Annotated in this window: 24 protein-coding genes, 1 tRNA gene and 1 pseudogene; 6 read left to right on the forward strand and 20 right to left on the reverse strand. The window is 66.2% G+C overall.

Translation table 11 applies throughout. The features are described from left to right. Positions 1-22 precede the first annotated feature (22 nt). From KY499_RS08830 to KY499_RS08905, 16 genes and pseudogenes are all read right to left on the reverse strand, one after another. Positions 23-472, reverse strand: coding sequence for a flagellar hook assembly protein FlgD (locus tag KY499_RS08830; RefSeq protein WP_219886854.1), 450 nt, complete (start codon positions 470-472; stop codon positions 23-25). Between the two features lie 18 nt (positions 473-490). Then, positions 491-2,596, reverse strand: coding sequence for a flagellar hook-length control protein FliK (locus tag KY499_RS08835; RefSeq protein ID WP_219886855.1), 2,106 nt, complete (start codon positions 2,594-2,596; stop codon positions 491-493). Beyond that, positions 2,593-3,270, reverse strand: coding sequence for a C40 family peptidase (locus tag KY499_RS08840; RefSeq protein WP_219886856.1), 678 nt, complete (start codon positions 3,268-3,270; stop codon positions 2,593-2,595). Before KY499_RS08840 ends, KY499_RS08835 begins: the two co-directional genes overlap by 4 nt. Continuing rightward, entirely contained in the window at positions 3,267-3,701 is a 435-nt protein-coding gene (locus tag KY499_RS08845; RefSeq protein WP_123253706.1) for a flagellar export protein FliJ, read from the reverse strand. The genes KY499_RS08840 and KY499_RS08845 overlap by 4 nt, the downstream gene beginning before the upstream one ends. Continuing rightward, positions 3,698-5,026, reverse strand: a complete 1,329-nt coding sequence (locus KY499_RS08850; protein ID WP_123253707.1) for a FliI/YscN family ATPase — start codon at positions 5,024-5,026, stop codon at positions 3,698-3,700. The genes KY499_RS08845 and KY499_RS08850 overlap by 4 nt, the downstream gene beginning before the upstream one ends. Continuing rightward, positions 5,023-5,661 carry a FliH/SctL family protein gene (locus KY499_RS08855; RefSeq protein ID WP_219886857.1) on the reverse strand — a complete coding sequence of 213 codons (639 nt, stop codon included), beginning with the start codon at positions 5,659-5,661 and terminating at the stop codon, positions 5,023-5,025. The genes KY499_RS08850 and KY499_RS08855 overlap by 4 nt, the downstream gene beginning before the upstream one ends. Continuing rightward, positions 5,651-6,667, reverse strand: a complete 1,017-nt coding sequence (gene fliG, locus KY499_RS08860) for a flagellar motor switch protein FliG (protein WP_123253709.1) — start codon at positions 6,665-6,667, stop codon at positions 5,651-5,653. Before fliG ends, KY499_RS08855 begins: the two co-directional genes overlap by 11 nt. Beyond that, the gene (gene fliF, locus KY499_RS08865) at positions 6,664-8,271 is read right to left on the reverse strand and encodes a flagellar basal-body MS-ring/collar protein FliF (protein WP_219886858.1); all 1,608 of its coding nucleotides are present in this window, start codon (positions 8,269-8,271) and stop codon (positions 6,664-6,666) included. Before fliF ends, fliG begins: the two co-directional genes overlap by 4 nt. After that, the gene (fliE, locus tag KY499_RS08870; RefSeq protein WP_123253711.1) at positions 8,271-8,576 is read right to left on the reverse strand and encodes a flagellar hook-basal body complex protein FliE; all 306 of its coding nucleotides are present in this window, start codon (positions 8,574-8,576) and stop codon (positions 8,271-8,273) included. Before fliE ends, fliF begins: the two co-directional genes overlap by 1 nt. Beyond that, on the reverse strand, positions 8,576-8,968 hold the full coding sequence (locus tag KY499_RS08875; protein ID WP_219886859.1) for a flagellar basal body rod protein FlgC: 393 nt from the start codon (positions 8,966-8,968) through the stop codon (positions 8,576-8,578). The genes fliE and KY499_RS08875 overlap by 1 nt, the downstream gene beginning before the upstream one ends. Further along, the gene (locus KY499_RS08880) at positions 8,968-9,309 is read right to left on the reverse strand and encodes a flagellar basal body protein (protein ID WP_123253713.1); all 342 of its coding nucleotides are present in this window, start codon (positions 9,307-9,309) and stop codon (positions 8,968-8,970) included. The genes KY499_RS08875 and KY499_RS08880 overlap by 1 nt, the downstream gene beginning before the upstream one ends. 145 nt (positions 9,310-9,454) lie before the next feature. Continuing rightward, positions 9,455-9,790 (reverse strand): hypothetical protein, encoded by a 336-nt coding sequence (locus KY499_RS08885; RefSeq protein WP_219886860.1) that lies wholly within the window; start codon positions 9,788-9,790, stop codon positions 9,455-9,457. Positions 9,791-9,815: 25 nt separating this feature from the next. Further along, on the reverse strand, positions 9,816-10,325 hold the full coding sequence (gene fliS, locus KY499_RS08890) for a flagellar export chaperone FliS (protein WP_219886861.1): 510 nt from the start codon (positions 10,323-10,325) through the stop codon (positions 9,816-9,818). Beyond that, positions 10,322-11,647: a flagellar filament capping protein FliD gene (gene fliD, locus KY499_RS08895; protein WP_219886862.1), complete on the reverse strand. Its 1,326-nt coding sequence runs from the start codon at positions 11,645-11,647 to the stop codon at positions 10,322-10,324. The genes fliS and fliD overlap by 4 nt, the downstream gene beginning before the upstream one ends. A gap of 151 nt (positions 11,648-11,798) precedes the next feature. Further along, positions 11,799-13,028, reverse strand: a complete 1,230-nt coding sequence (locus KY499_RS08900; protein WP_219886863.1) for a flagellin — start codon at positions 13,026-13,028, stop codon at positions 11,799-11,801. Positions 13,029-13,167: 139 nt separating this feature from the next. After that, positions 13,168-14,134, reverse strand: a pseudogene (locus tag KY499_RS08905) (FAD-dependent oxidoreductase). 200 nt (positions 14,135-14,334) lie between these two features. Between KY499_RS08905 and KY499_RS08910 the strand changes: the two are divergent. Genes KY499_RS08910 through KY499_RS08925 form a run of 4 tightly spaced genes read left to right on the forward strand, consistent with a single transcriptional unit; the run spans position 14,335 to position 17,549 of the window. Continuing rightward, positions 14,335-14,820, forward strand: coding sequence for a flagellar protein FlgN (locus tag KY499_RS08910; RefSeq protein ID WP_219886864.1), 486 nt, complete (start codon positions 14,335-14,337; stop codon positions 14,818-14,820). A 10-nt stretch (positions 14,821-14,830) separates the two neighbouring features. Beyond that, entirely contained in the window at positions 14,831-16,234 is a 1,404-nt protein-coding gene (flgK, locus tag KY499_RS08915; RefSeq protein ID WP_219886865.1) for a flagellar hook-associated protein FlgK, read from the forward strand. A 2-nt stretch (positions 16,235-16,236) separates the two neighbouring features. Further along, entirely contained in the window at positions 16,237-17,160 is a 924-nt protein-coding gene (gene flgL / locus KY499_RS08920) for a flagellar hook-associated protein FlgL (protein WP_123253720.1), read from the forward strand. Between the two features lie 11 nt (positions 17,161-17,171). Continuing rightward, complete coding sequence (locus KY499_RS08925) at positions 17,172-17,549, forward strand: flagellar assembly protein FliW (RefSeq protein WP_258191040.1); 378 nt, start codon at positions 17,172-17,174, stop codon at positions 17,547-17,549. Between the two features lie 73 nt (positions 17,550-17,622). On the opposite strand, the gene KY499_RS08930 is transcribed toward KY499_RS08925, so the two are convergent. After that, positions 17,623-18,189: a hypothetical protein gene (locus KY499_RS08930; protein ID WP_219886866.1), complete on the reverse strand. Its 567-nt coding sequence runs from the start codon at positions 18,187-18,189 to the stop codon at positions 17,623-17,625. A 140-nt stretch (positions 18,190-18,329) separates the two neighbouring features. Further along, positions 18,330-18,632, reverse strand: a complete 303-nt coding sequence (locus KY499_RS08935) for a DUF4193 domain-containing protein (protein ID WP_219886867.1) — start codon at positions 18,630-18,632, stop codon at positions 18,330-18,332. A 279-nt stretch (positions 18,633-18,911) separates the two neighbouring features. Between KY499_RS08935 and KY499_RS08940 the strand changes: the two genes are divergently transcribed. Next, a complete protein-coding gene (locus tag KY499_RS08940; RefSeq protein WP_219886868.1) occupies positions 18,912-19,289 on the forward strand; it encodes a hypothetical protein in 378 nt (125 codons plus the stop codon). Positions 19,290-19,390: 101 nt separating this feature from the next. On the opposite strand, the gene KY499_RS08945 is transcribed toward KY499_RS08940, so the two are convergent. Further along, positions 19,391-19,464: transfer RNA gene (locus tag KY499_RS08945), tRNA-Thr, on the reverse strand. Positions 19,465-19,636: 172 nt separating this feature from the next. Beyond that, on the reverse strand, positions 19,637-20,527 hold the full coding sequence (locus tag KY499_RS08950; protein WP_123256880.1) for a DsbA family protein: 891 nt from the start codon (positions 20,525-20,527) through the stop codon (positions 19,637-19,639). 179 nt (positions 20,528-20,706) lie between these two features. Between KY499_RS08950 and KY499_RS08955 the strand changes: the two genes are divergently transcribed. Then, complete coding sequence (locus KY499_RS08955; RefSeq protein WP_123256881.1) at positions 20,707-22,185, forward strand: trehalose-6-phosphate synthase; 1,479 nt, start codon at positions 20,707-20,709, stop codon at positions 22,183-22,185. Positions 22,186-22,252 lie beyond the last annotated feature (67 nt).

Consider the following 22,252-nt stretch of genomic DNA (forward strand, 5'->3'; position numbering starts at 1 on the left):
CTTTCTACGGTGGGAAAACTGGTTAGGACGCTGAGGGTGTGGTGAGGCCGGTGACGGAATCCAACGGAACGGCTAGTCCGCCGACCGTCACAGTCGGAACCGGACCATTGAAGGAGACCGCGCTGGCAATGCCGGTGCCTTCCGTGCCGTCAGGCAGGGTGTAGCCGACGGACTGGCCGATCAGCTGAGCCGCCGCCGAACGCATTTGAAGTGAAAACCCTTCTTTGCTGCTGGTGGCGAGTTCCGTCATTTTCTCCATCATGGACAACTGGACGGTCTGGGCCATCATCTCGTTGGTATCCATGGGGGCGCTGGGGTTCTGGTTCTTGAGCTGGGTCACCAGGAGCTGCATAAAGACATTGGAGTCCATGGTCTGCACGGGCGTCCGGACGGCAGCGCCGGCGGCGGACGCGGTCGAGGCGGCAATGGCATCGGCACTCATGGACTGGGAGGCAATCGGCTGGATCGTCATGGTTTGCGTTCCTTAGGGTCAGGCAAGAATGTCGAGGGTGGTCTGGTGTCCGTTGAGGATTCTGGCGGCACGCAGGGCGGTTGCATCGGCCAGGTCATCCCACCGGTGTCCTGCCCGATTGGTGCCGGAGCCGTTACGGCCGCCGGGATCGGAGCCGTCCCGCGCCGGGTCCTTGCCCGTGCCGTTCTGGCGTGCAGCGCCGGCGTCGTTGGCGTCCTGGCGTGAGCTGCCGGGCCCGTCGCGGTCGGAGAGCTGAAGGCTCGCCCCGAAACCGGCGTCGGTGAGCTCCTTTCGGAGTTCGGGCAGGATGCTGCGGACTGCTTCCCGTCCGGCATCGCCCGGGGAGAATAACTCAATCCGGACGCCCGCGGCATCGATATGTGCCCGCACCGTGACAGGCCCGAGATCCTCCGGGCTGACGGTAAGGGTCATCGTGTGCTCGCCGTCGGGTGCATTAACCAGGGTGAAGAGGGGCGCGGCGAGTTGCGGCCGCAGGGCTGCGGCAGTCCCGGGGGCGGGCGGGGCCGCTGGCTGCGGCACGGTTGTGGAGCCCGCAGTGGTCGGTACCTGGCTGACTGGCGCGGCGGCTTGCGTTGCCCCGGCGGGGACGTCCACAGGGGATGAAGCAGCAGCGACGGCGGTATGGACTTTGGCCGGTGCGGCATCTCCCCGGAGCTGCTCGGCGGGGGCCGCGCCGGCACCGGCGAAGGCGGCGGCCTGCGTCGCGGGCCCGGGCGAAGCCTGCGTTTTTGCAGAGGCCAGGGGGCGGGGAGCCTGCGGACCTGCCGGAGCAGCTACGGGCGCACTCGTGCCTGAGGAGGACGCCGGCAACGCCGGAGCAGCACCCGGTGTGGCGACGCCTGCCGGCAAGGGGCTTGCAGTGGCCGCAGGTTCGCGGACGGCACGATCATTGCCTGCCGCGGTCGGTACCCGGGCAGCGACCGGCGCGGAGGCGGCTGCAGCCGCGATGGTTGCCGGCACGGCCGCGACGCCAGCGGCTGGGGCAGGAGTCGCCGGGGCGACGGCCTGCGTATGAGCACTGCTACGAATGGGACCCGCCGTCGCGGACGACGTCGATGCCTGGGCTGCCGTGCGGACCTCGCCCGCCGGTGCTGCCGCCGCAGCCATGGCGACCGGGGAGGCCGCGCTGACCTGGGTGGCCGCGCTGACCGGGGCTGCCGTGTGGACCTCGCCCGCCGGAGCTGCCGCCACAGCCATGGCGACCGGGGAGGCCGCGCTGACCAGGGTGGCCGCGCTGACCGGGGCTGCCGTGTGGACCTCGCCCGCCGGAGCTGCCGCCGCAGCCATGGCGACCGGGGAGGCCATGCTCACGTGGACCGGCCCATCGATGGCCGGAGTCACTGTCATTGGAGTCCGCTCCCCCGACGCCGCGAGGACGGCCGCCGGCACTGCGTTCGTCGGAGCCGAAGCCACCGCCGAAGCCGGTGCCGGTGCCGGTGCCGAAAAACCGGACGGAACCGCCGGGGCCGCCTGGACCGCAGTGTCATCACTCTTCGTCCCGTTGTCACCGGAGTCCAGTCCTGCATCCGGCTCCGCAACGGGCGTTGCCGCCTGCGGCCACGCCAGCAGCGGCTCCGCTGTCGACGAAGTCACGGCACCCGGCGGTGCGGCCAAAGGTGATGCCGTCGGCGCGGCCCCAGGAACCGAAGCCGTCGCCGTCGCCGTCGCCGTCGCCGTGAAAAAAGCACCGTACGTTCCGCCGAAGGCCCAGGCCGATTCGGCAGCATTCGCTGTCGTGGGCTGTCCCCCGGTTAGGGTCGGGCGCGGGGTGGCGTCGTCAGCGGTGAAGCCGGGGCCGTGCCAGCCAGAGGCCGCGGTACCGGCCACGTCGGACGTTTGCGGTGTGGACTCGGCGTCACTCTGACCGTCGGCTGCGGACGGGTCTGCTGCGGACGGGTCTGCTGCGGACGGGTCTGCTCCGGCGGCGCCGGAGTCTGATGAGTCGCGCCGTGCCGTGTCCGGCAGGCTCTGGAGGTCATGGAACAGTGCGGCGAAGGAGTCGGCGCCGGAGAGTGCTCCTTGCGCACGCGAAGCGTCGCGGGCACCGCCGGCCGGGGCCGGACCGGCCAGGACCGCGCCCAGGTCCAGGGAAGCCGCCGTCATGCGCCGGCTCCTGCCGGGACGATGCGACGGATCGAGGTCAGGTTGGACTGTTGCTCCCACGCATCGCGGATTTGAATGGTCTTGCCGGGCACGGGGGCATCGATCGCTTTGCCGTTGCCGAGGTAGATGGAGATGTGGTTGCCGCCGAAGCTCACCAGCAGATCCCCCGGCTTGGCCTCAGCCAGGGATGCGACCGGGGTGCCCTTTTGCATCTGGTCGCTGACGACGCGCGGGATGTCGATGCCCAGGTCTTTGAAGACGCGCTGGGTGAAGCCGGAGCAGTCCATCCCGGTGGCCGGGTTGGTGCCGCCCCAAACGTAGGGCACGCCGATGTATTTCTTCGACACTGAAACGACGTCGTTTCCGGTCGGCGCACCGGGGGTCACCGCGGTCACAGCGGACGTTCGGCCGGCGCCGGTTGATCCGGTAATCCCCGCCACTCCGCCGAGTCCCAGGCTGTTTGTGAAGGAGTTGGGATCCGTTCCGGCGGCAGTCCCGCCCAGCGCAGCGTTGAGCGCCTGCGTGAAGCTTTCTGCGGTGCCGTTCCCCGTGGCGGTCGCGAGGGAGGACGCGGCGGCCTTCACGGAGCTGGTCGGGTCGGCCGCCGGACGGCTCAGTTCCGTAATCATGGACTGGATGCTCTGCATCCGGCCGATTGCCTCAGTCATGCTCATGTGGTCACCTGCTGTTCGTCACGGTGCCAGACGGTCGACGCGATTTCGTCGAGCGCGGCCTGTTCAGCCCGCAGATCGGCGCTGAGGACCTCAGCGTCGTGGCGGGTCTGGAGCTTTTCAAGTCCCACGGACCGTGTCCGGGCCGCGGTGAACTCCTCGCGGGCGGCGTCTTCCGCGCTCTGGGCGTCAGCCGTCAGGCTCTGGAGGTCCGAGAGCATACGGAAGGACGAGAACCGTGCCGCGGCAATGGCATGCAGTGCCTGGGAGGTGTCGACGTCGCCGCTGGCGTCTGAGAGATCGCGGCGGGCCGAGACCTCCCGGGCACGCACCGAGTCGGAGTGTGAACGGGCCCGGGCCAGCCCGGTCGCGGCTTGGTCCTGCTGCATCTGGCGAAGGCGCAGGAGCCCTGCCAGCGAGAATTGACGGTTCATGCCGCTGCTCCCAGGATCGAGGTGAGGTGTCCCAGCCGCTGCCAGGACTCGGTGTGGCCGGTCGATTCCTCCATCTGCTGCTGCAGGAAGGCATTCACGTCCGGTTCGTGGTTCAGTGCGGCGTCAACGAGCGGGTTGGTACCCGCCTGGTAGGCGCCGACGTCGATCAGGTCCTGGGCGGCTTTCCGCGCGGCGAGGACCTTGCGCAGCGATGCTGCGGCATTGAGGTGTTCGCGCGTGTTGACCTTGGAAGCGACCCGAGAGATGGACCCCAGCACGTCGACGGAGGGGAAGTGTCCCGTGACGGCGAGCTTCCGGTCCAGGACCACATGCCCGTCCAGGATGGAGCGGGCAGCGTCGGCGATCGGCTCGTTGTGGTCGTCACCGTCGACGAGCACAGTGTAGATCCCGGTGACCGAGCCGGTCTCGGCGGTGCCGGCGCGTTCCAGCAGCCGGGCCAGGATGGAAAAGGTCGACGGCGGGTAGCCCCGAGTGGCGGGCGGCTCGCCGGCGGACAGGCCGATCTCCCGCTGTGCCATCGCCACGCGGGTGAGTGAGTCCATCATCAGGACCACGTTCTGGCCGGCGTCGCGGAAGGACTCGGCAATCCGGGTGGCCGCGAAGGCTGCGCGCATCCGCATGAGCGCCGGTTCGTCCGAGGTGGCCACCACCACCACCGAGCGGGCCAGGCCGGCGGCGCCGAGGTCATCTTCGAGGAATTCGCGGACTTCACGGCCGCGTTCCCCGACCAGGGCGATCACGGAGATTTCGGCGTCGGTTCCGCGGGCAATCATGGACAGGAGGGAGGATTTCCCGACGCCGGAGCCGGCGAAGAGTCCCATACGCTGGCCTTTTCCGAGCGTGGTCATGGTGTCGAGCACCCGGACGCCTGTCTGCAGGGGGGTGTCGATGCGGGCCCGTTTCATGGCGAGCGGGGCTTCATTGTCGATGGGCACGCGCGGGCCGCTCAGCAGCGGCCCCTTGCCGTCGATCGGGCGGCCGAGGCCGTCAATCACCCGGCCGAAGAGTCCGGGGCCGGTGGGGACCAGCATGGCGTTGCCCTTGGCCCGGACCGGATCCCCGGCTGCCACGCCGGCGAGGCGGCCCAGCGGCATGCAGCGGACGGTGCCGCCCATCGCGGCAACTACTTCAGCGTCCAGGCCGGGGTTCTGGCCGACCGTCACCAGATCACCCAGTGCGCAGTCCAGTCCGGATACTTCCAGTCCGAGTCCCATCACGGAGGTCACGATCCCCACCCGTTGGGGGGCCGCGGCTTTGAGGGCCGCAGTGTAGTACTCCGCCTTCGGGCGCCACTGCGTGATCATGGCTGCATCCCGGCGGCGGTGCCGTCCGGTTCCTGGTCCGCCAGCAGCACGGCGCGGGCGCGGGCCAACGCGGTGCCAAGGCTGGCATCGAGCCAGCCTTGCTGGTATTCGGCTTTCGCGTCGCCGCGGCTGATGCCCGGATCGGCGAGCAGTGGCAGCCCCGCGGTCAGGTCCCCGTCTTCGAGTGCCAGGGTGTTGATGTCCGCGGGGTTCAGCCGGATCGCGACGATGGAGTCGGCGTCGCCGCCGGTGAGGGCGCGTTCGACGGCGGCGCGGGCTGTCCGTGTGCCGTCGGCGAGTTCGTAGCCCAGGATCGCTTCGGCCAATTCCAGGGCGGTGCGGGCCAGGACTGCTTCCGCGTCCCGCAGTTCCTGCACATTGCTGTGCGCGAAGTCAGCGCGGGCGGCGGCCAGCGCCCGCACGGCGCGGTCCAGGTCCTGCTGCCCGGAGGCCAGGGCGGCAGCCTGCTCCGCTGCCATCCGGTCCCGCCAGCGGCGCTGTTCCTTGGCGGCGGCGCGCACGCCGGCGGCGTACCCGGCCGCGTGGCCTTCGGTGTAGCCGGACTGGTCCGAGGCCGGACCGGCCGTGCGCAGCGAGGGGTACACCACCCGGGCGGGGATGCTCTCAGTAGACAATGTCTTCCTCGTCCCCGCGCTGGAGGGTGATCGAGCCCTCGGCCTCGAGATCGCGGATGGACCGGACGACGGCGGCCCGGGCCTCCTCGATTTGCGAGGCACGCAGCGGCCCGAGCGCGGCGATCTCCGATTGCAGGATTTCCTGGTTACGGCCGGACACGTTGGCAGTGATGGCCTCCAGGACCCCTTCCGAGGCACCCTTCATGGCCACGGCCAGCAGCGAAGTGTCCAGACCGCGCAGCACCAGTTGGATGTCCTTGCGCTCGAGCTTGAGGATGTCCTCGAAGGTGACCATCTGAGCCCTGATCTCGGTCGCGAGGTCCGGGTCCAGCACGTCCAGTCCGTCCAGCACGGAGCGTTCCGTGCTGGCGTCGGTGCGGTTAATGATCTCCAGCAGCGGCTGGATTCCGCCAACGACCTTGGACGCCTGCTGGGAGACGGCGGCGCCGCCCCTCAGCTTGAGCGTCTCGGCCACAATGCCGATCGCTTCCGGCGCGCCGGAGCCCATTGTGGCGATGCTGAGGGCGACGTCGGCGCGGAGCGCTCCGGGCAGCCCGGACATCACAGCGGATGCCTTGCGCGGGCTGAGGTGGGCGAGCACAAGGGCGATGGTCTGCGGCAGTTCACCGTCGATCAGGGCCAGGATCTGCACCGCTTCAATATCTTCAAGGAATTCGAACGATTTTCCTGCCATGTTGACGGAAAGCCGGCTGATCAGGCCGGCGGCCTTCTCGGCCCCGAAGGATGCTTCCAGGAGGCCTTCAGCGAGTTCCCGGCCGCCGCGGGTCTGCCTGGGACCGGTGAGCGCCTTTTCATGAAAATCCTTCATGATTTGCTCGGTGGCATCCGGGTCCACTTTGCGTAACCGGACAATCTCCGCGGCGATCTCCTCGGCTTCGGAGTCGGTGAGGTGGGCCATGACCTTGGCGGCGTTGGTGGAGCTCATCTGCATGAGGACGACGGCGGCCCGCTGGGTTCCGGTCAGAGGTGCATCTGCGGTTTTCATACGGGCTGCCGGTCATCCATGAGCGAGCGCAGGTAGTCCGCAGCCTTCTCCGGGTTGGAGGCGACCATGCTGTCGATTTCCATTTGGCGTCGTTCGGCCGCGATTTGGGCGGGCGCCTGTGGCAGCGGCGGCAGGGAGGTGAGCTCAATGGCCGTCGTGGGCGGCGCCGCGCCGAGTGCGGCGACCGCGGGCGCCGCCGGCAGTGCGGTGATGTCCAGGCGTTCGCCAAGGTCCACGGGCTCGCGCTTCTGCCGGCGCCGCAGGACGACCATCAAGACCAGTCCAATAACCAGAAGGCCCAACAGCGTGCTGCCGGCCGTGATGAGCGTTCCAATAAACGCGGCCTGCTGTTCGGCTTCGGCGTTGGCCTGGGCCTCCGCCAGTGACTTCGCGGCGTCGTCGGCGGCGGCGGTGCTGAAGGGCACCACTTCCACCGTGACAACATCGCCGCGTTGCTGGTCGATACCTGCCGCGGCATTGACGAGGGCAGTCAGCGAGGCGATGTTCAGCCCGCCCGCTGCGGCCTGGTTCACTGCCACGGAGATCGTCTGGCGCTTGATCGCTCCCGGCGGGATCACGCGGTCCTCGGTGACCTTGTTCACGGCATTGTTTTTGGTGGAGGTCGAGGAATCGAAGCTGCCATCGCCGCTGGTGCCACCTGGAACGGCGATGTTGTCCGGACCCAGCACGCCCGCGGCCCCGCCCCCGGTTCCCGTGTACTTCTCGGTTTTTGTGGACTCGCTGAGCGGCAGCGCGTCGGCCGCATTGGTGAACGTTTCGCTCCGCTGCTGGGCAGATTCGGCGGTCACGTCCGCGGCGACGGCCACGGTGGAGTTGCCCGGTCCCACGACGCGGTCCATCACGGCCCGGACGGCGTCGGAGGTGCGCTGCTGGTAGTCGTTGGCCTGCTTGGAGGACGAGCCCACGGCCCCGCCACCGACGGCGGAGAGTACGTTGCCTTGGGAATCGACGACGGCAACATTAATCGGTTTGAGGTTTTCGATCGCGGCAGACGTGAGGTGGACGATGGCCTGGACTTTGTCGCCGGAGAGAGTGACGCCCGGCTTCGTTTCCACGAAGACCGAGGCGGTGGTGTCCGGTGTGGTGGACACGAAAACAGTCCGCTCGGGAATCGCAAGCCGCACGGCGGCGGTCTGGACTCCTTCCATGGCGGAGATTGTGCTGGCGAGTTCGCCTTCGAGGGCCCGCTTATACGTGACGGACTGCTGGAACTCCGAGGAAGTGACGCCCATCTTGTCCAACAGGGAGTACCCGGTGGCTGCTGCGCTGGGCAGGCCAGCGGCTGCCGCCTTGAGCCGTTCGTCGTAAACCTTGTCCTGCGGTACGAGGATAGTGGACCCGCCGTCGCTGAGTTCGTACGGCACGTTGTCCTTGCGGAGCAGCTCGACGATCCCGCTGGCATCGCTGCTCTTCAGCCCGGAGAACAACGGGGTGAGTGCCGGTTTGGTCAGCCACGCCGAGAGGGCGATGACACTGACTATCAGGAGCGCGGCGCCAATCGCGGCGATGGTGCGCTGTCCCGCGGTGAACCCTTTCAGGCCCGATCCGAAGCGTTGGACGAATCCGCTGATCTGCGGGGGCATCAGGCCTGCATCCTCATGATTTCATTGAACGCGTCAACGCCCTTGTTCCGGACGGCGGCGACCAGTTCAAGGGTGACCTGGGCCCGGGTGGCGGCAATCGTGGCGTTGTGGATGTCGTCCAGGTTCCCGGTGACAGCCGAGACCGCGAGCTGGTTCGACGTCGACTGCAGCTGTTGGATGTTGTCCACAGCACCCGTGAGGGACGCCGCGAACGCGGATCCGTCCGTTCCGGGTACGGCCGCGGCACCTGCGAGGTAGTTCGTCGGCATAACGCCCTGAACGGGGGCGATCGGGGAAATGGGCATCAGGAACGTCCAATCTCAAGGGCAGCCATATAGGTCTCCCGGGCACGGTCGACGACCTGGGCGTTCGCCTGGTAGCCGCGCTGGGCAATGATGAGGGCGCCCATCTGCTCGGCCATGTCGATATCGGGGTACTTCACATAGCCGCCGTCGTCCGCCAACGGGTGATCAGGCTGGTACACCATCCGGCCGTCGCCGCTGCCCAGCTGGGTGCTCTTGACGTACACGCCGGTGTTCTCGGCGCCCTCGGCGGCTTCGATGTAGCGGGCCTGGAACGCCGGTCCGTTGGTGCGGGAGGCGTTGTTCATGTTGGCGAGGTTGTCGGAGACGGCGTCGAGCCATTTGCGGTGCACGGTCAAAGCAGAGCCGGCGATCCCGATTGCGTCGAAGGTCATTAGTTCGTCCTCATCGCGGATCGGATGGCGGTGAACTCGTGGCCGAGGGCACGGCTGGCGAACTGGAAGCGCAGCACGGTGTCAATGTTGGACAGGGTTTCGGTGTCCAGGTTGACGTTGTTGCCGTTGAGCTCGGTGGGTTCCAAGGAAGCCGCGGTGGTGGCCTGGGCGCGACCGTCCCCGGCGCGCACCGAGGCCGCGAGGGCGTCCTCGAAGGCGACGCGCTTGGCCTGGTAGTTCGGTGTGTTCACATTGGCGATGTTGTTCGCGATGGTGCGCTGGCGCAGCGCAAGACCATCCATGGCGCTGGCCAAGGCTGCGGACGTCACTGATTCGAGCACGGGATCCCACCTGCTGCTGTTGTGCGGTGGCCGATCCGTGGCCGATAAACGAGCTATCCGTGCTCTAAGTGTGGCTATCGGCACACTTCAGCCGCCGGTTAGCAGGAATGAAAAGAAATCTTGCTGTGAATCTACACTCAGCTCCTTAGCCGTTCAGGTCGAGGTAGACCGCGCCGGGCCGTTCCCCGACTCCCGGCACTGATTTCACCGCACTCAGCTGGCGTATGACATCCCGGCGTGCCGCCTCGAGCCGCTCGGATACCCGTTCCTGTGCTGCTGCGAGAGCCACAGCCCGGCGGCTCGCCGCGGCCGGCAGCGGGCCTGATAGCGACGGCGCCGACCAGCGTGCCGCGGCTACCCCGTGGGCGGATGCCAGCGGACCGAGCGGATCGTTGAGGGCACGCTCGGCGGCCTCGACGGCCGCTTCCAGGACATCCAGGACAGCCATCCAGGCCACCAGGGACGAATCGGGGGCTTGCACGGCTGCGGCAGATGCCGTTGCGGGGCTAGCCGAAGCCAAGGCTTCCACCGCCACTGCCGGTGTGGGCGTTCCAGGCTCCTGCCGTGGCGAAGGGCCGGGCCGGTGCTCCGGCGAAGGCCGGAGCTGCGGTTGGTGCTGTGGGCGCAGCCGGTGCAGCCGCGGTTTCCGAGGCCTGGTGCCAGGCCTGGCGGAGCGGTTCGAGCAAGTCGATTCCTTCCCGGATCAGGGCCGGGTCGCGCTGGATGTTGGCGTTGACCAGGGCGGTCGAGACGTAGTTGTAGAGTCCCAGCAGGCCGTCCGCGCCGTCCCAAATGTCAGTCTTGAGCGACGAGGACAGTTCGGCGATGATGGCCTGGGCGTGTAACAGGTTCTCTGAAGCGACTGGCCAGTTGGAAGTTTGCTGGGCAGTTTCGGCCCGGCCCAGGTCCAGGAGCAGGCGGTCATAGAGCATGGTCAGCAGGCGGGCGGGCGACGCGGAGAGCACGGAATCGTTGAGGTACTGGGCGCGCTGGGCGGCGCCGAACGTTACGGTCATGATTGGCTACTTCCTGAGAGGCCGGCCAGTTGGGCGGACAGCCATGCGGATTGTGCTTTCATTCCGCTGAGCGCAACTTCAAGGCCGGAGTAGGTGCGCTGCAGGGTGGTGCGCCGAAGTGCCAGGCGGTCGTCCCAGCTTTCGATCTGGGCAGTGAAGTCCTTGGCCGTGCTTTGCTGGCCGATAATCTTGGAGCTGATCAGGCCGGTCGCCGGGTCGGAGGCCTGTTTGGCGGCGTCGGCGACCCTGCCCGCGATGGTGGTGACGGCGGCCATTGTGGCTGTCGGGTCCTTGGCCAGCGCCTCGCCGAACTTGGTGGCATCGAATTCAAAGGTGCCGGTCTTGGTGATCTTGATCCCGAATTCGGCCGGCGACTTGCCATCGATCGGTTGGGACACGGCCGAGATAATCGAGGCGTTGACGCCGCGGACAGTGCTGTCCCCGGTAAAGATGCCACCAGAGGTCACTGCTGCCCCCGAGGCATTGGTGCTGGCGACCACTGTGCTCTTCGTGGAAATCTGGGCCAGGACGCCGCTGACGGAACTCATCAGGTCCGAGGCGGCCTTGGTGATCTGGGCGTTGTCCTTCGCGACCGTGACCCGAACCGGCGTCTCGGAGACCTCGGACACCGTCAGCGAAACGCCAGTGAGCAAGCCTTCGAACTTGTTGGTTGCAGACGTGATGTTCTGCTCCGCGGCGGTGCCGGCCCAGAGCTTCACTTCGGCGTCCTGCGCGACGGTGATGTCGGCGAGCCCCACGGTGCCATCCGGGTCATCAATGGTGAAGGCGGCAGCCGCACCCGTCGCAGTAGAGGTGAACTGGAGGCGGAATTCCCCGCCGCCCACAGCAACTTTGCTGGCTGTGACGCCGGCACCCGCGGCGTTGAGTGCGGTGACGACGTCGTCCATTGAGCTCGTTGCGGGGGTAACGGTGACGGGTTCGCCGCCACCGCTCGTGATGGTCACCGTGGTGTAGGGCCAGGTCAGCATCTTTTGGGTGACGGAGACCTGGGGTTTCGCCAGTTTGGAAACCGTGAAATCAAGGGACCCCGCGCTGGCGCCGGCGCCCACCGAGGTGGTGACCTTGGCGGAGCTACTGGTGGCGGAGTAGAGGTCCAGCGCTTTGGGCTGGGTAAGTTTTGTGGCCTTGGTGGCAAGGTCCGCGAGGGCGGAATTGAGTCCCTGCAGGGCAGAGATGCGCGACTGGACGGCAGCCGCCCTGCTCTTCAGCAGAGTCTGGGGTGCCGCTTCGATGGTCATCAGCGAGTTAATCAGGGACGTCGTGTCCAAACCGCTGGAGAGGCCGTCGATTGAAAGACCCACGGGGGACAACTCCTTCGAACAGTGTTCCGGCTACAGGAGGCGGAGCGTAGTGGTGGGCGTGGCGTCCGGGGAGATGAATTTCCCTCCGGACGCCACGCGCATTCCCTAGCTATCAGGGGGGCTAGCTGAGCCTAGCCGTCCGGCTTCTGATTTAGCGCAGGAGCTGCAGGACACCCTGGTTGGACTGGTTGGCCTGCGCGAGCATGGCGGTTCCGGCCTGGGACAGGATGTTGTTGCGGGTGTACTTGACCATTTCCTCGGCCATATCCGTGTCGCGGATACGGGAGTTGGAAGCCGTCAGGTTTTCCTTGGCAACGTTGATCGTCTGCACAGCCGACTCGAGACGGTTCTGGGAAGCACCCAGTTCAGCGCGCGCGGTGGACACCTTGGTGATCTGAGTATCCAGCAGGGCGATTGACTTCTGAGCTGCATCAGCGGTTGAGAAGTCGAGCCCCGTCGTTGTGCCGACGACACCGATCTTGTCGGTGTCGGTCTGGGTGTCAAGACCCGCATTGGTGGACGTAGCGTCCACAACTCCGCCGTCCTTGGCCGTCACGACGATACCCGTGCCTGCGCCGTTGGCGTCTCGGACAGTCGACGCCGTGAAGTGTGCAGAGAAGTTCGCATCCTTGTTCAGGGCGCCGACGAATTCATCAACACTCTGGAAGTCGTCTGCATCTTGACCGGTGGGACCCTTGATGTTGTCATCGAGCTTCCCGGTTTCGATTTTGGTGGTGACGCCGTCCTTCACGGATGTGAACGTGTACTTGCCGGTGGTAGCTGCAGCCGACAGATCTGCAAGACCTGTCGATGCTGTCAGATCGAACTGTGTGCCCGAAGAGGCCAGCGACCCATCCTTTAGCGCGGAAGTGATCGTAGAAACATCGGCGTTACCGAGTTCCACAGTAATCCGGCTGGCAGCGTCGCTGTTGGCGCCGACCTGAAAGGCCAGCGACTTCGAGCCGTTCAACAGCTGGGTGCCGTTGAAGTTCGTCGAACCGGCGATGCGGTCGAGTTCCTTAACCAGGCTATCCGATTCGGTCTTGATGGCGCCGCGGGATTCGGCGTTGTTCGTGTCGTTGGCTGCCTGGACACCCAGGTCACGCAGGCGCTGCAGGATGGACTGGGCCTGGTTCAAGCCGCCTTCAGCGGTCTGAACAGCGCCGATGCCGTCCTGGGCGTTGCGAGCGGCAACCGAGAGGCCGCCGATCTGGGACTTCAGGCCCTCGGACAGCGCCAGGCCGGCCGCGTCGTCACCGGCGCGGTTGATCCGCATGCCGCTGGAAAGCTTCTCCAGTGACTTGGACAGGTCGGTCTGGGTGTTGGCCAGGCTGCGGTAGGCGTTGTTCGCAGCCATGTTGGTGTTGATCTGCATTCCCATGATGTTTCCTCCATGATTGGGACGAAGTGCGAGGGCCCATCCTTGGGCCTTCAGGAGTAGTTATCGCCACTTCCCCGTCGCACGTAAGCCAACTCACGGAAAAACTTTTTTTGACCGGCGTGCTAAAAATCCTCCAGGCTCAGGCGCGTCCCCTAAGGATGAGGTGCCAGTACACCCGCGGCAGGATGTTCCGTTCCAGGACCCACGTGCTGCGGTGTTCCTTCACGATCCCCAGCCACGGCACGGACGGCGTCGGCCGACGAAGGTGGTCGAACTCGGCGAACACCACGGTGGACCGGGAGACCGTGAACGGGGTGGTCGAGTAATGGTTGCACTTCTGGCACGGCTCCTTGCCTTGATAGAGGGACCTGAGATTCTTCGCCAGCACCATCGTCTGCTTCCGCAGCGCGGCACCGGACTTGAAGTTCTTCGTCCCCGCGGCGTCTCCCAAGGACCAAATCTCGGGATAGCGGCAGTGCCGCAAAGTCTCGGGGTCCACGTCCACGAAGCCGCCCGCGTCGCCGGCCCGGGTCAGGCCGGTTGCCTGAAGCCAGTCGGGGGCCACCTGCGGCGGGACGGCGTGCAGGAGGTCATAGTGGAGCAGCTCGCCGTCGGCGGTTCCAGCGCCGGCCCCTTCACCGACCGCGACAATCCGCACGGTCTGCGCCGCGCCATCCACCGCGGTGACCTCGGAGCTGGTCCGCAGCTCCACCCCATACTCGGCGATCTTCCGGTTGAGCTCATCGTCCACCACCGCAACGCCGTAGACCGTGGGGGTAGGCACCACCATCACAACGCGGATGTCATCCAGCACGCCCAGTTGCCGCCAGTAGTCGCAGGCGAGATACATGATCTTCTGCGTGGCGGCACGGCCGCATCCCAGATCCAGCGGACACCCTTGGGCATCACGTCTGACTGACGGCGGATAGCCTCCTCGGCCCGGGCGGTGCCGCCCCCGATGTGCGAAAACAACGGCTGGTAGAGGTGCCGTCGCTGGGCTCCACGACGACGATGTCCCGGATTCCGTAGCGCCGCAGCCGGGCCGCGAGCGAAATCCCGGCGTTGCCGCCGCCGATGATCACGACGTCGTGGTGCCTTGTCTGCATGGCGTCCGGACTGGCGGGCTATGACGGGACTGCTGCGGACAAAAGGACCAGGACCTCCCGGAAATGCCTGCAATGTAACTAACCGATCACAATGCAGTGCCGATAGTCCTTGTGAACCCAACTAATGGCGGCGATTTTGGTGGCAGGAATCCCGCTTGCCATTACCGTCTCTACAGTCATCCAAGGGAGTCTTCCGGACCATGGCCATCCACGAACTGTCAGCCCTGCTGTGGCGGGAGCGAGAACTCCTGGACGTTCTCACCTTCAAGCTGGAGGAGGAGCAACTGCTGCTCACCTCTGGTAAATCCCGCTGGCTGCCGCACGGCACTCGCGAAGTCGAACAGGTCCTGGGCCACCTCGCCAAGGCCAGCCTGGCGCGCACCATCGAAGCGGGCGTCGTCGCCGAGGCCTGGGGCCTTCCCACCGACGCGTCCCTGGCCCAGTTGGCCGCCGCCGCCCCCGAAGGTGCGTGGGCCGAGGTCCTGTCCGCCCATCTGGCTGCCCTCATCCGCCAGACGTCGCTGATTAAGGAACTCCGCGACTCCAACGAGCAATACTTGCGCACGGCAGTCCGTTCCACCCAGGAATCCCTGGCCGACCTGCGGCCCGCCGCCGCCGGCACCTACAACTCGCACGGCAAGACCGGGGAATCCGCCGGATCACGCATCTTCGACCGGCAATTCTAAGGAAACAACCGTGAGTACCTTTGGCGCACTGAACACCGCCTACCGTGGCCTGACCGCGGCCCAGCAGGGCATGAACGTGGCCGGCCAGAACATCGCCAACGCCGCCACTGAGGGCTACACCCGGCAGCGCGTCGTGCAGTCCTCCATCGCCGCCCCGGCCCAGGGCCTGAACGGCTCCGGCCGGCCCCTTGTCGGCCAGGGTGTGTCTGTTGATGCGATCGCCCGCCTCGGCAGCGGACTCCTCGACTCCGGCGTTCGCTCGGCCGGCGCACAGGCGGGGTTCGCCAGCGCCCGGTCCTCCGCGCTGCAGGGCATTGAAGGCATCCTGAACGAGCCCGGCGACAACGGTATTTCGGCGGCTCTCCAGCAGTTCTGGGCAGGCTGGCAGGGCGTCGCCAACCAGCCGGGCGAAACCGCACCCTCGGGGCAGTTGCTCTCCGCTGCGAATTCTCTCGCCGCCAAAATCTCGACCGCCCACTCCTCGCTCGAAACGCAATGGCAGAACACCCGCAGCCAGGCCGAAGACGCCGTTAGTTCCGTCAACGCCGCAGCCACGCAGGTCGCTGCCTACAACAAGAGCATCCGCTCCACCCTCGCGGCGGGCGGATCCGCCAATGAATTGATCGATGCACGGGCGAAACTGACAGAGTCCATCGCCCGCCTCGCGGGCGGCACCGTCCGTGAACAGGCCGACGGCACCGTGGACGTCCACGTCGGCGGCAACGCGCTGGTCATGGGAGATTCAGTCCGGACGTTGAAGCTGTCCGGAAGCCAGTCGGGTGATTCGCTCGGGTCCAGTGTTCAGCTGGAGTGGACAGACCGCCCGGGCGCTGTCCCTGCCGGCGGACAAATCGCGGGCGCGCTGTCCGTCCTGGCACCGGCAGACAAAGGCGGCGTGATTGCCGCGGCCGCCGCTTCCTATGACACCTTCGCTACCGACCTCGCCAAGGCCGTGAATGCCGTGCACAGCGCCGGCCAGGCCCCCAACGGGGCCTCTGGGCAGCCGTTCTTCGAGACACCTGGAAGCTCCGCGGCGAAGAGCCTGCGGGTCATCCCGCAGACTGCGGGCGACATCGCCGTCGGGGACCCGGCGTCCGGTCCGAAGGACGGCAGCATCGCGGACAGGATTGCCCAACTTGGTGTCGGCACCAAGTCCCCCGACGCGGCCTGGCAGCGGGTGGTCACTCAGATCGGCGTGGAGTCCCGCGGCGCGCAGCAGCACGAAAGCCTGTCCTCGGCAGCGGAGATCTCCGCATTGAGCGGCCGCGCGTCCCAGGCATCGGTGAGCCTGGACGAGGAGAACCTCAGTCTGCTCACCAACCAGCACGCCTACCAGGCCGCGGCCCGCGTGATGTCCGCTATCGACGAGGCCCTGGACGTCCTCATCAACCGCACCGGAATCGTAGGACGATAACCATGCTGAACCGGGTAACCAACCTGACCATGACCGCGAATGCCCAGCGCACCCTGCAGACCCAGCAGTCCAGACTGGCCGAGCTGCAGGACAAAGCCGTCACGCTGGACAAGATCAAGCGCCCCTCGGACGACCCTGCAGCTACCGGGCAGGCCCTGCAGACCCGCGCCCAGCTGGCGGCCACCGCGCAGTACGGCCGCAATATCGACGACGGCAGCGGCTGGCTCATGGCGGCGGACTCCGCCCTCGGCCAGGCCACCAATGTTCTGAACCGGATCCGGGATCTGACCGTGCAGGCAGGCAACGGCACCCTCAACCAGACAGCCAAGGACGCCATCGCGATCGAATTCGACGGCCTGAACCAGGACCTGATGTCCATCGCGAACACCAAGCACCTGGGCCGGAGCATCTTCGCGGGCAGCTCCGACAAGGCCCAGGCGTTCACGGCCGCCATTCCGCCCAACCCCCTGGTCCCGGGAGACACCGGCACCCCGCCGGTTTTCAACGGTTTTTCCGGGAGCAGCGTCGAACGGCGGGTCAGCGATAACCAGACTGTCCGGGTCGACGCCGACGGCGCCAAGATCTTCGGCAACGGTGCCACCAGCATCTTTTCTGTCGTCAGCGACATGGCGGCGGCCCTGCGCGCCGGCACCGATATCACGCCGCGGCTCACCGATCTGGACACGTCGTTGACGTCAGTGATCGGCGGACGTGCTGAAATAGGAGTACAACAAGTGCGGCTGGAGCGTGCCGGCACCGTGAACACCGAATTGGAGGCCACCTTGGATGCGCAGAAGATGAGCATTGAAAAGGCCGATCTTGGCAGCGTCATTATGGACCTGAAACTTCAGGAGAACACCTACCAGGTGGCCCTGGCCGCCACGGCGCGGGTCCTGCAGCCGACCCTGATGGACTTCCTGCGGTGAGCACCGCCGTGATGAACACACCCGTCACCTTCGCCGTCCCGATGCCGGGCCTCGAGGCCGCGCATGACTTCACGCTGCGCAGCGTCGACGGCGCCGCCGGACTGTTCGCCCTGGAAAGCATGTCGCCGGTCCCTGTCCGGCTGTTCCTCGCCGACGCGGCCGTCTTCGTTCCGGACTATGCACCGGCCGTCCCCGCCCGGGTGCGCGAGGACCTGGAACTCGACCAGGGCGAAACACCGCAACTGCTCGTGGTGGTCAACCACTCCCCCGAAGCGACAACCGTCAACCTGATGGCGCCGGTCCTGCTCAACCCCGGCACCGGACGCTGCGTGCAGTTGGTCCTGGACGGTCGCGATTATCCGCTGCGTGCCGAGCTGAAGTCAGCCTAAACCTGACGGTTAGGCTGTGGCCGGTCAGGACCGGACCGCATCGGCCGCCAGACGCCGGATCCCGCCGCAGTCTTCACCAGAAGTGCGCGACGTCGATCACGAGCCGGGAACCCGTGCCGGGGCCTTCCAAGGTGAATACCCGGAACGGCAGTCGTCCCCGCACGCCCAGCCCCACCGTGGTGTAGCCTTCGTAACTGCCGGCGTCGACCAGTTGCCGGAAGGTCTGGTAGCCGGTGACGTTGGTCAGTTCCTTCTTGTCCGCTGGGTTGTAGGTGGACTGCCCGGCGTCGTCATAGGCGGGAGCGTTGACGGTGACCTGGAGGAACGCCTGGCCGCGCAGCGGGACCGTGAAGCCGGAGCCGTCCTGGACCACCTTATCCACATAGCGCACCGTGTATCCTGCCACGGATCCGCTGTGGTCAATCACCATCCGGTCGAAGCAGTAATGCTGGCCCGTGCGGACGTTGATGACTCTCGGATAGGTCGCCACGGTCCCGGTCGAGTCGTTCGTCTTCATGAGGGATCCCCACACCAGCCCGCAATAGGGCTCGGGCGCCGCAGCCGACGCGGGACCAGGTGCCAGCAACCCCGCCCCTGCCGCCAGCAGGACCGCCATCAACAGCGCTCGGAATTTCTTCATGTGGGCCGCCCCCTCAATGGATGAGATACCTCCAGATTAGGAGTGTTCCCGGGCGGAATCGAGGGCCGAGGCCGGACCGGCGCCTAACCGTTAGGCTGCGCCGTCTCCGGTCACAGGACGGTAATCGACCGGGCTGGATCCTAGCCTTCGCAGTCGCGGCAGAACTTCATGCCGTTCTTTTCCTTGGCCACCTGGGACCGGTGCCGGACCAGGAAGCAGGAAGAACACGTGAACTCGTCGGACTGCTCCGGAACAACAATGACGGTCAGCTCTTCGCCGGACAGATCGGCGCCGGGAAGGTCGATGCCTTCGGCGGTGTCATTTTCGTCGACGTCGATAACGGCCGCCTGGGCTCCGCCGCCGCGGGACGTTTGAAGGGCCTCCAACGATCCTGCGGAAGAGTCGTCTTCTGTCTTGCGGGGGGCGTCGTAATCGGTAGCCATGTGGGGTTCGCTTTCGTTGCTGCATAGCGCCATTTCAGGCACCTCAGTGATGCAGTTTAGGACATTGTGAGCGCAGATCAAGAAAAGTGTGGTGAACCCTACAAATTACGTCGCCGGGGACCGTGAAATGGTGACGACGGGCGCCCTCGGCGCTACCTGACCGCCCGCTTCAGGCGGTCGGCCGGACCACGCGGGTCTGCCATTTGGCGGGGTCCGGTTCGTTCTCCGGATCGGTGAGGTAGAACTCCCACATTGCCTCACCCGTCGTAAGCTGGCCCGATGACCCGCACTCAGCCACCGCCGCTCGTCAGGCTGTTGCTGTGGGCCGCTGTGGCCGCCTCATCGATGGTTCTGACGGTCCTCGGACTGTATCGGACTTCCTTCTTCATCATCGCGCCGGAACCGCCCGAGGCCGGTGCCGGGCGTGCCATGGTCCTTTTCGGTTCCGTGTTGGCCGTCGCGGCCGCCGCCTGGGCGCACCAGCTCCGGCGCCCGGTGTGGGTGAGGCTCTGCGTCGCCGCCCCCGTACTGATCGGCTGGACATCAATGGCGGCACCGGAGAGCCTACTGCCGCAACTGTTGGCCCTGGTCGCGTTGCCTGCCGCGTTTGCCGGGTTCCTCGGCGGAATCTTCGACCGGTCAGGTCTGCCCCGGTAGCATGCCATCGCCCAACTTCTTGTAAGCGTGTAGTGCCCTGTTTTCGCGCACAAAAAACCCCTCCATCCCGGGCAAAATCGCCGGAACAGAGGGGTTCATTGGGCCCCCTGTCGGATTCGAACCGACGACCCCCGCTTTACAAGAGCGGTGCTCTGGCCAACTGAGCTAAGGAGGCATTCCTGCGCTGCAGGCATCCGGCCGCAAAACAGCCGGCGCCTGGGCGCTAGATAAGGTTAGCCCACGGACGCCCGGTGGTAAAAACGCGCGGCGCAGGAAACCTGAAAGCCCGGCCCCGGACGAATTTCCCGGGGCCGGGCTTTCCGCGGCTGGCCGCGGGGTGCGTACGCCTACTGCTTGGCGTCGATCGCGGTCTGCAGGAACTGCTCAAACGGGGTCTGGGCGCTGTCGCCCTTGCCCCACTGCTGACCTTCAACAAATACGCTCGGCGTACCGGTGACGCCGACGGCTGCGGCTTCGAGGGTTGTGTGCTTCACGTAGGGGCGGTAGGTCTTCTCGTCCACGCACGTGTCGATGCTCTTGGCCCCGACGTCCGTGGCCATCTTCTTCAACTCGGTGTCCGGCAGCCCGGCAGTACCCTCAGCCGGCTGCTTCTCGAACAATACGTCGATGAAATCTTTGTACTTCTCCGGGGATTCGTTCACCACGCAGGCAGCGGCGTTGGCCGCACGCGAGGAGTAGTTCGTGGTGGAACGGCTGTCCAGGAAGCCAAGCGGACGGTATTCAACGGTAATTTTGCCGTCATTTCGCTGCTGGGTGAGCAGGTCGTTGTACTGCGCCTCGAAGGATTTACAGACGGGGCAGATGAAGTCGATGTAGATGACCACCTTGACCGGCTTGCCCGCTTCGGCTTCGGCGCCGGGCGCGTTGACCGTGGCCGGCGGTGCAGCCGGGGCGGCGGGGAGATCCGCGATGTTTACCGTCGCCGGGTCGGACTTCACAACCTCGGTATTGGCCAGCAAGGTGACGCCGCCATGGACGTTGCCGTTGGCCGGGGTGGGGCCCTCGTCGGCGATCGGGGCGTTGTTCCTGACGTTCGAGGTCACAACCAGGGCCACAATGGCGAGGATGGCGACAACCGCGACCACAATGCCCCAGCCGATCAGCAGTTTGGAGCGTTTGTCTTTCTTCATCTGGGCTTCGCGGATCTCGCGGGCTTTCTCGCGGGCCGCGGAAGTGCGCTCCGCCTTGGACGGTCGGGGTTCGTTTGCGGGGCTCATCAATTCCTCGTGTCGATCGGCCGTGGATTGTCCACTGGATGGCAACCTCATCATTTTAGGGGAGAAACCGGGGCGTTTGCGCCTTCAAGTTTTATTCCTCCCTGTCAGCGGATGGATAGCAGGGATGATTCCGTCCGGCTAGGGTGGTTCCAGAGCCACGAGCACCCCAGGGGGCACCAATGGAAGCATCCGCACGCGCCGGTCACGCCGGTTCGGAACCGGCGCAGACCGCCGAACTATACGACTTCATGGTGGTCTCCAACCGCCTGCCGGTTGACCGCTGTTCACCGGACGAAAGCGGCTGCGAGGACGGCTGGCGCCGATCCCCGGGAGGACTCGTCACGGCGCTGGCGCCAATGATGACCAAGACCGACGGCGCCTGGGTTGGCTGGCATGGCGCACCGGACGAGACGCTGGCGCCATTCAGCCACGGCGGGATCGACCTCGTGCCGGTACAGCTGAGCACGCAGGACATTGAGTTGTTTTACGAGGGCTTTTCCAACGCGACCATCTGGCCGCTCTATCACGACGTGATTGCCGCACCAGAATTTCACCGGACCTGGTGGGACTCCTACCGGAAGGTCAACAAGCGGTTCGCCGACGCCGTCGCACGCCATGCGGCCCCCCGCGCCACGGTGTGGGTACAGGACTACCAGCTCCAGCTGGTCCCTAAAATGCTCCGCGAGTTGCGCCCCGACCTGAAGATCGGCTTTTTCAACCACATCCCGTTCCCGCCGCCGGAGATTTTCGCGCAGCTCCCTTGGCGTCAGGCGATCATCGACGGGCTGCTGGGCGCCGACCTCGTGGGCTTCCAGCGCAGCAGCGATGCGGGCAACTTCATGCGCTCCGCCCGTCGTTTCCTCGGCGCCAGCGTCAAGCAGCAGCAAATCCACGTCAAAGGCTCGGACGGTCAGACGACCCATATTGCCCGCGCCCAGGCATTCCCGATTTCCATCGACGTCAAGCAAATCAGCGAACTCGCCCAGCAGCCCGAGATCATCGAGCGTGCCCGCCAGATCCGCCAGGACCTCGGCAACCCGAAGACCGTCCTGCTCGGCGTGGACCGCCTCGACTACACGAAGGGCATCCGCCACCGGCTTAAGGCCTACGCGGAACTGCTCGCCGACGGCAAAGTCACAGTCGAAGACGCCGCCCTGATCCAGGTTGCCAGCCCCAGCCGCGAAAGGGTGGAGCAGTACCGCATCCTGCGGGAGGAAGTCGAGGGGACTGTCGGCCACATCAACGGCACCTACGACACGATCCAAAACACGGCCCTCCGCTATCTGCACCACAGCTACCCCGTGCAGGAGATGGTCGCCCTCTACCTGGCCGCCGACGTTATGCTGGTCACCGCTCTGCGCGACGGCATGAACCTCGTCGCCAAGGAATACGTCACCGCCCGCACCAACAACGACGGCGCGCTGGTCCTCAGCGAATTCGCCGGCGCCGCGGACCAGCTCAAGCAGGCCCTGCTGATCAACCCGCACGATATCGATGGCCTCAAGGCCGCCATCATGAAGGCCGTCCACATGCAGCCCGCTGAGGCCGGACGCCGAATGCGGTCGATGCGCAAGCAGATCCTGCACCACGACGTGGACCTCTGGTCCGCTGACTTCCTGGCCGCCCTCGAGGAAAAGGTGATCCGCGATGATTCCTGAGCAAGCGGGTGCCGGCGGCCCCGACAGCAATGATTCAAGCGCCAACGATTCAAGCGCCAACGATTCA

The sequence above is a fragment of the Arthrobacter sp. PAMC25284 genome (assembly GCF_019443425.1).
In the GTDB taxonomy this organism is placed as follows: domain Bacteria; phylum Actinomycetota; class Actinomycetes; order Actinomycetales; family Micrococcaceae; genus Arthrobacter; species Arthrobacter oryzae_A.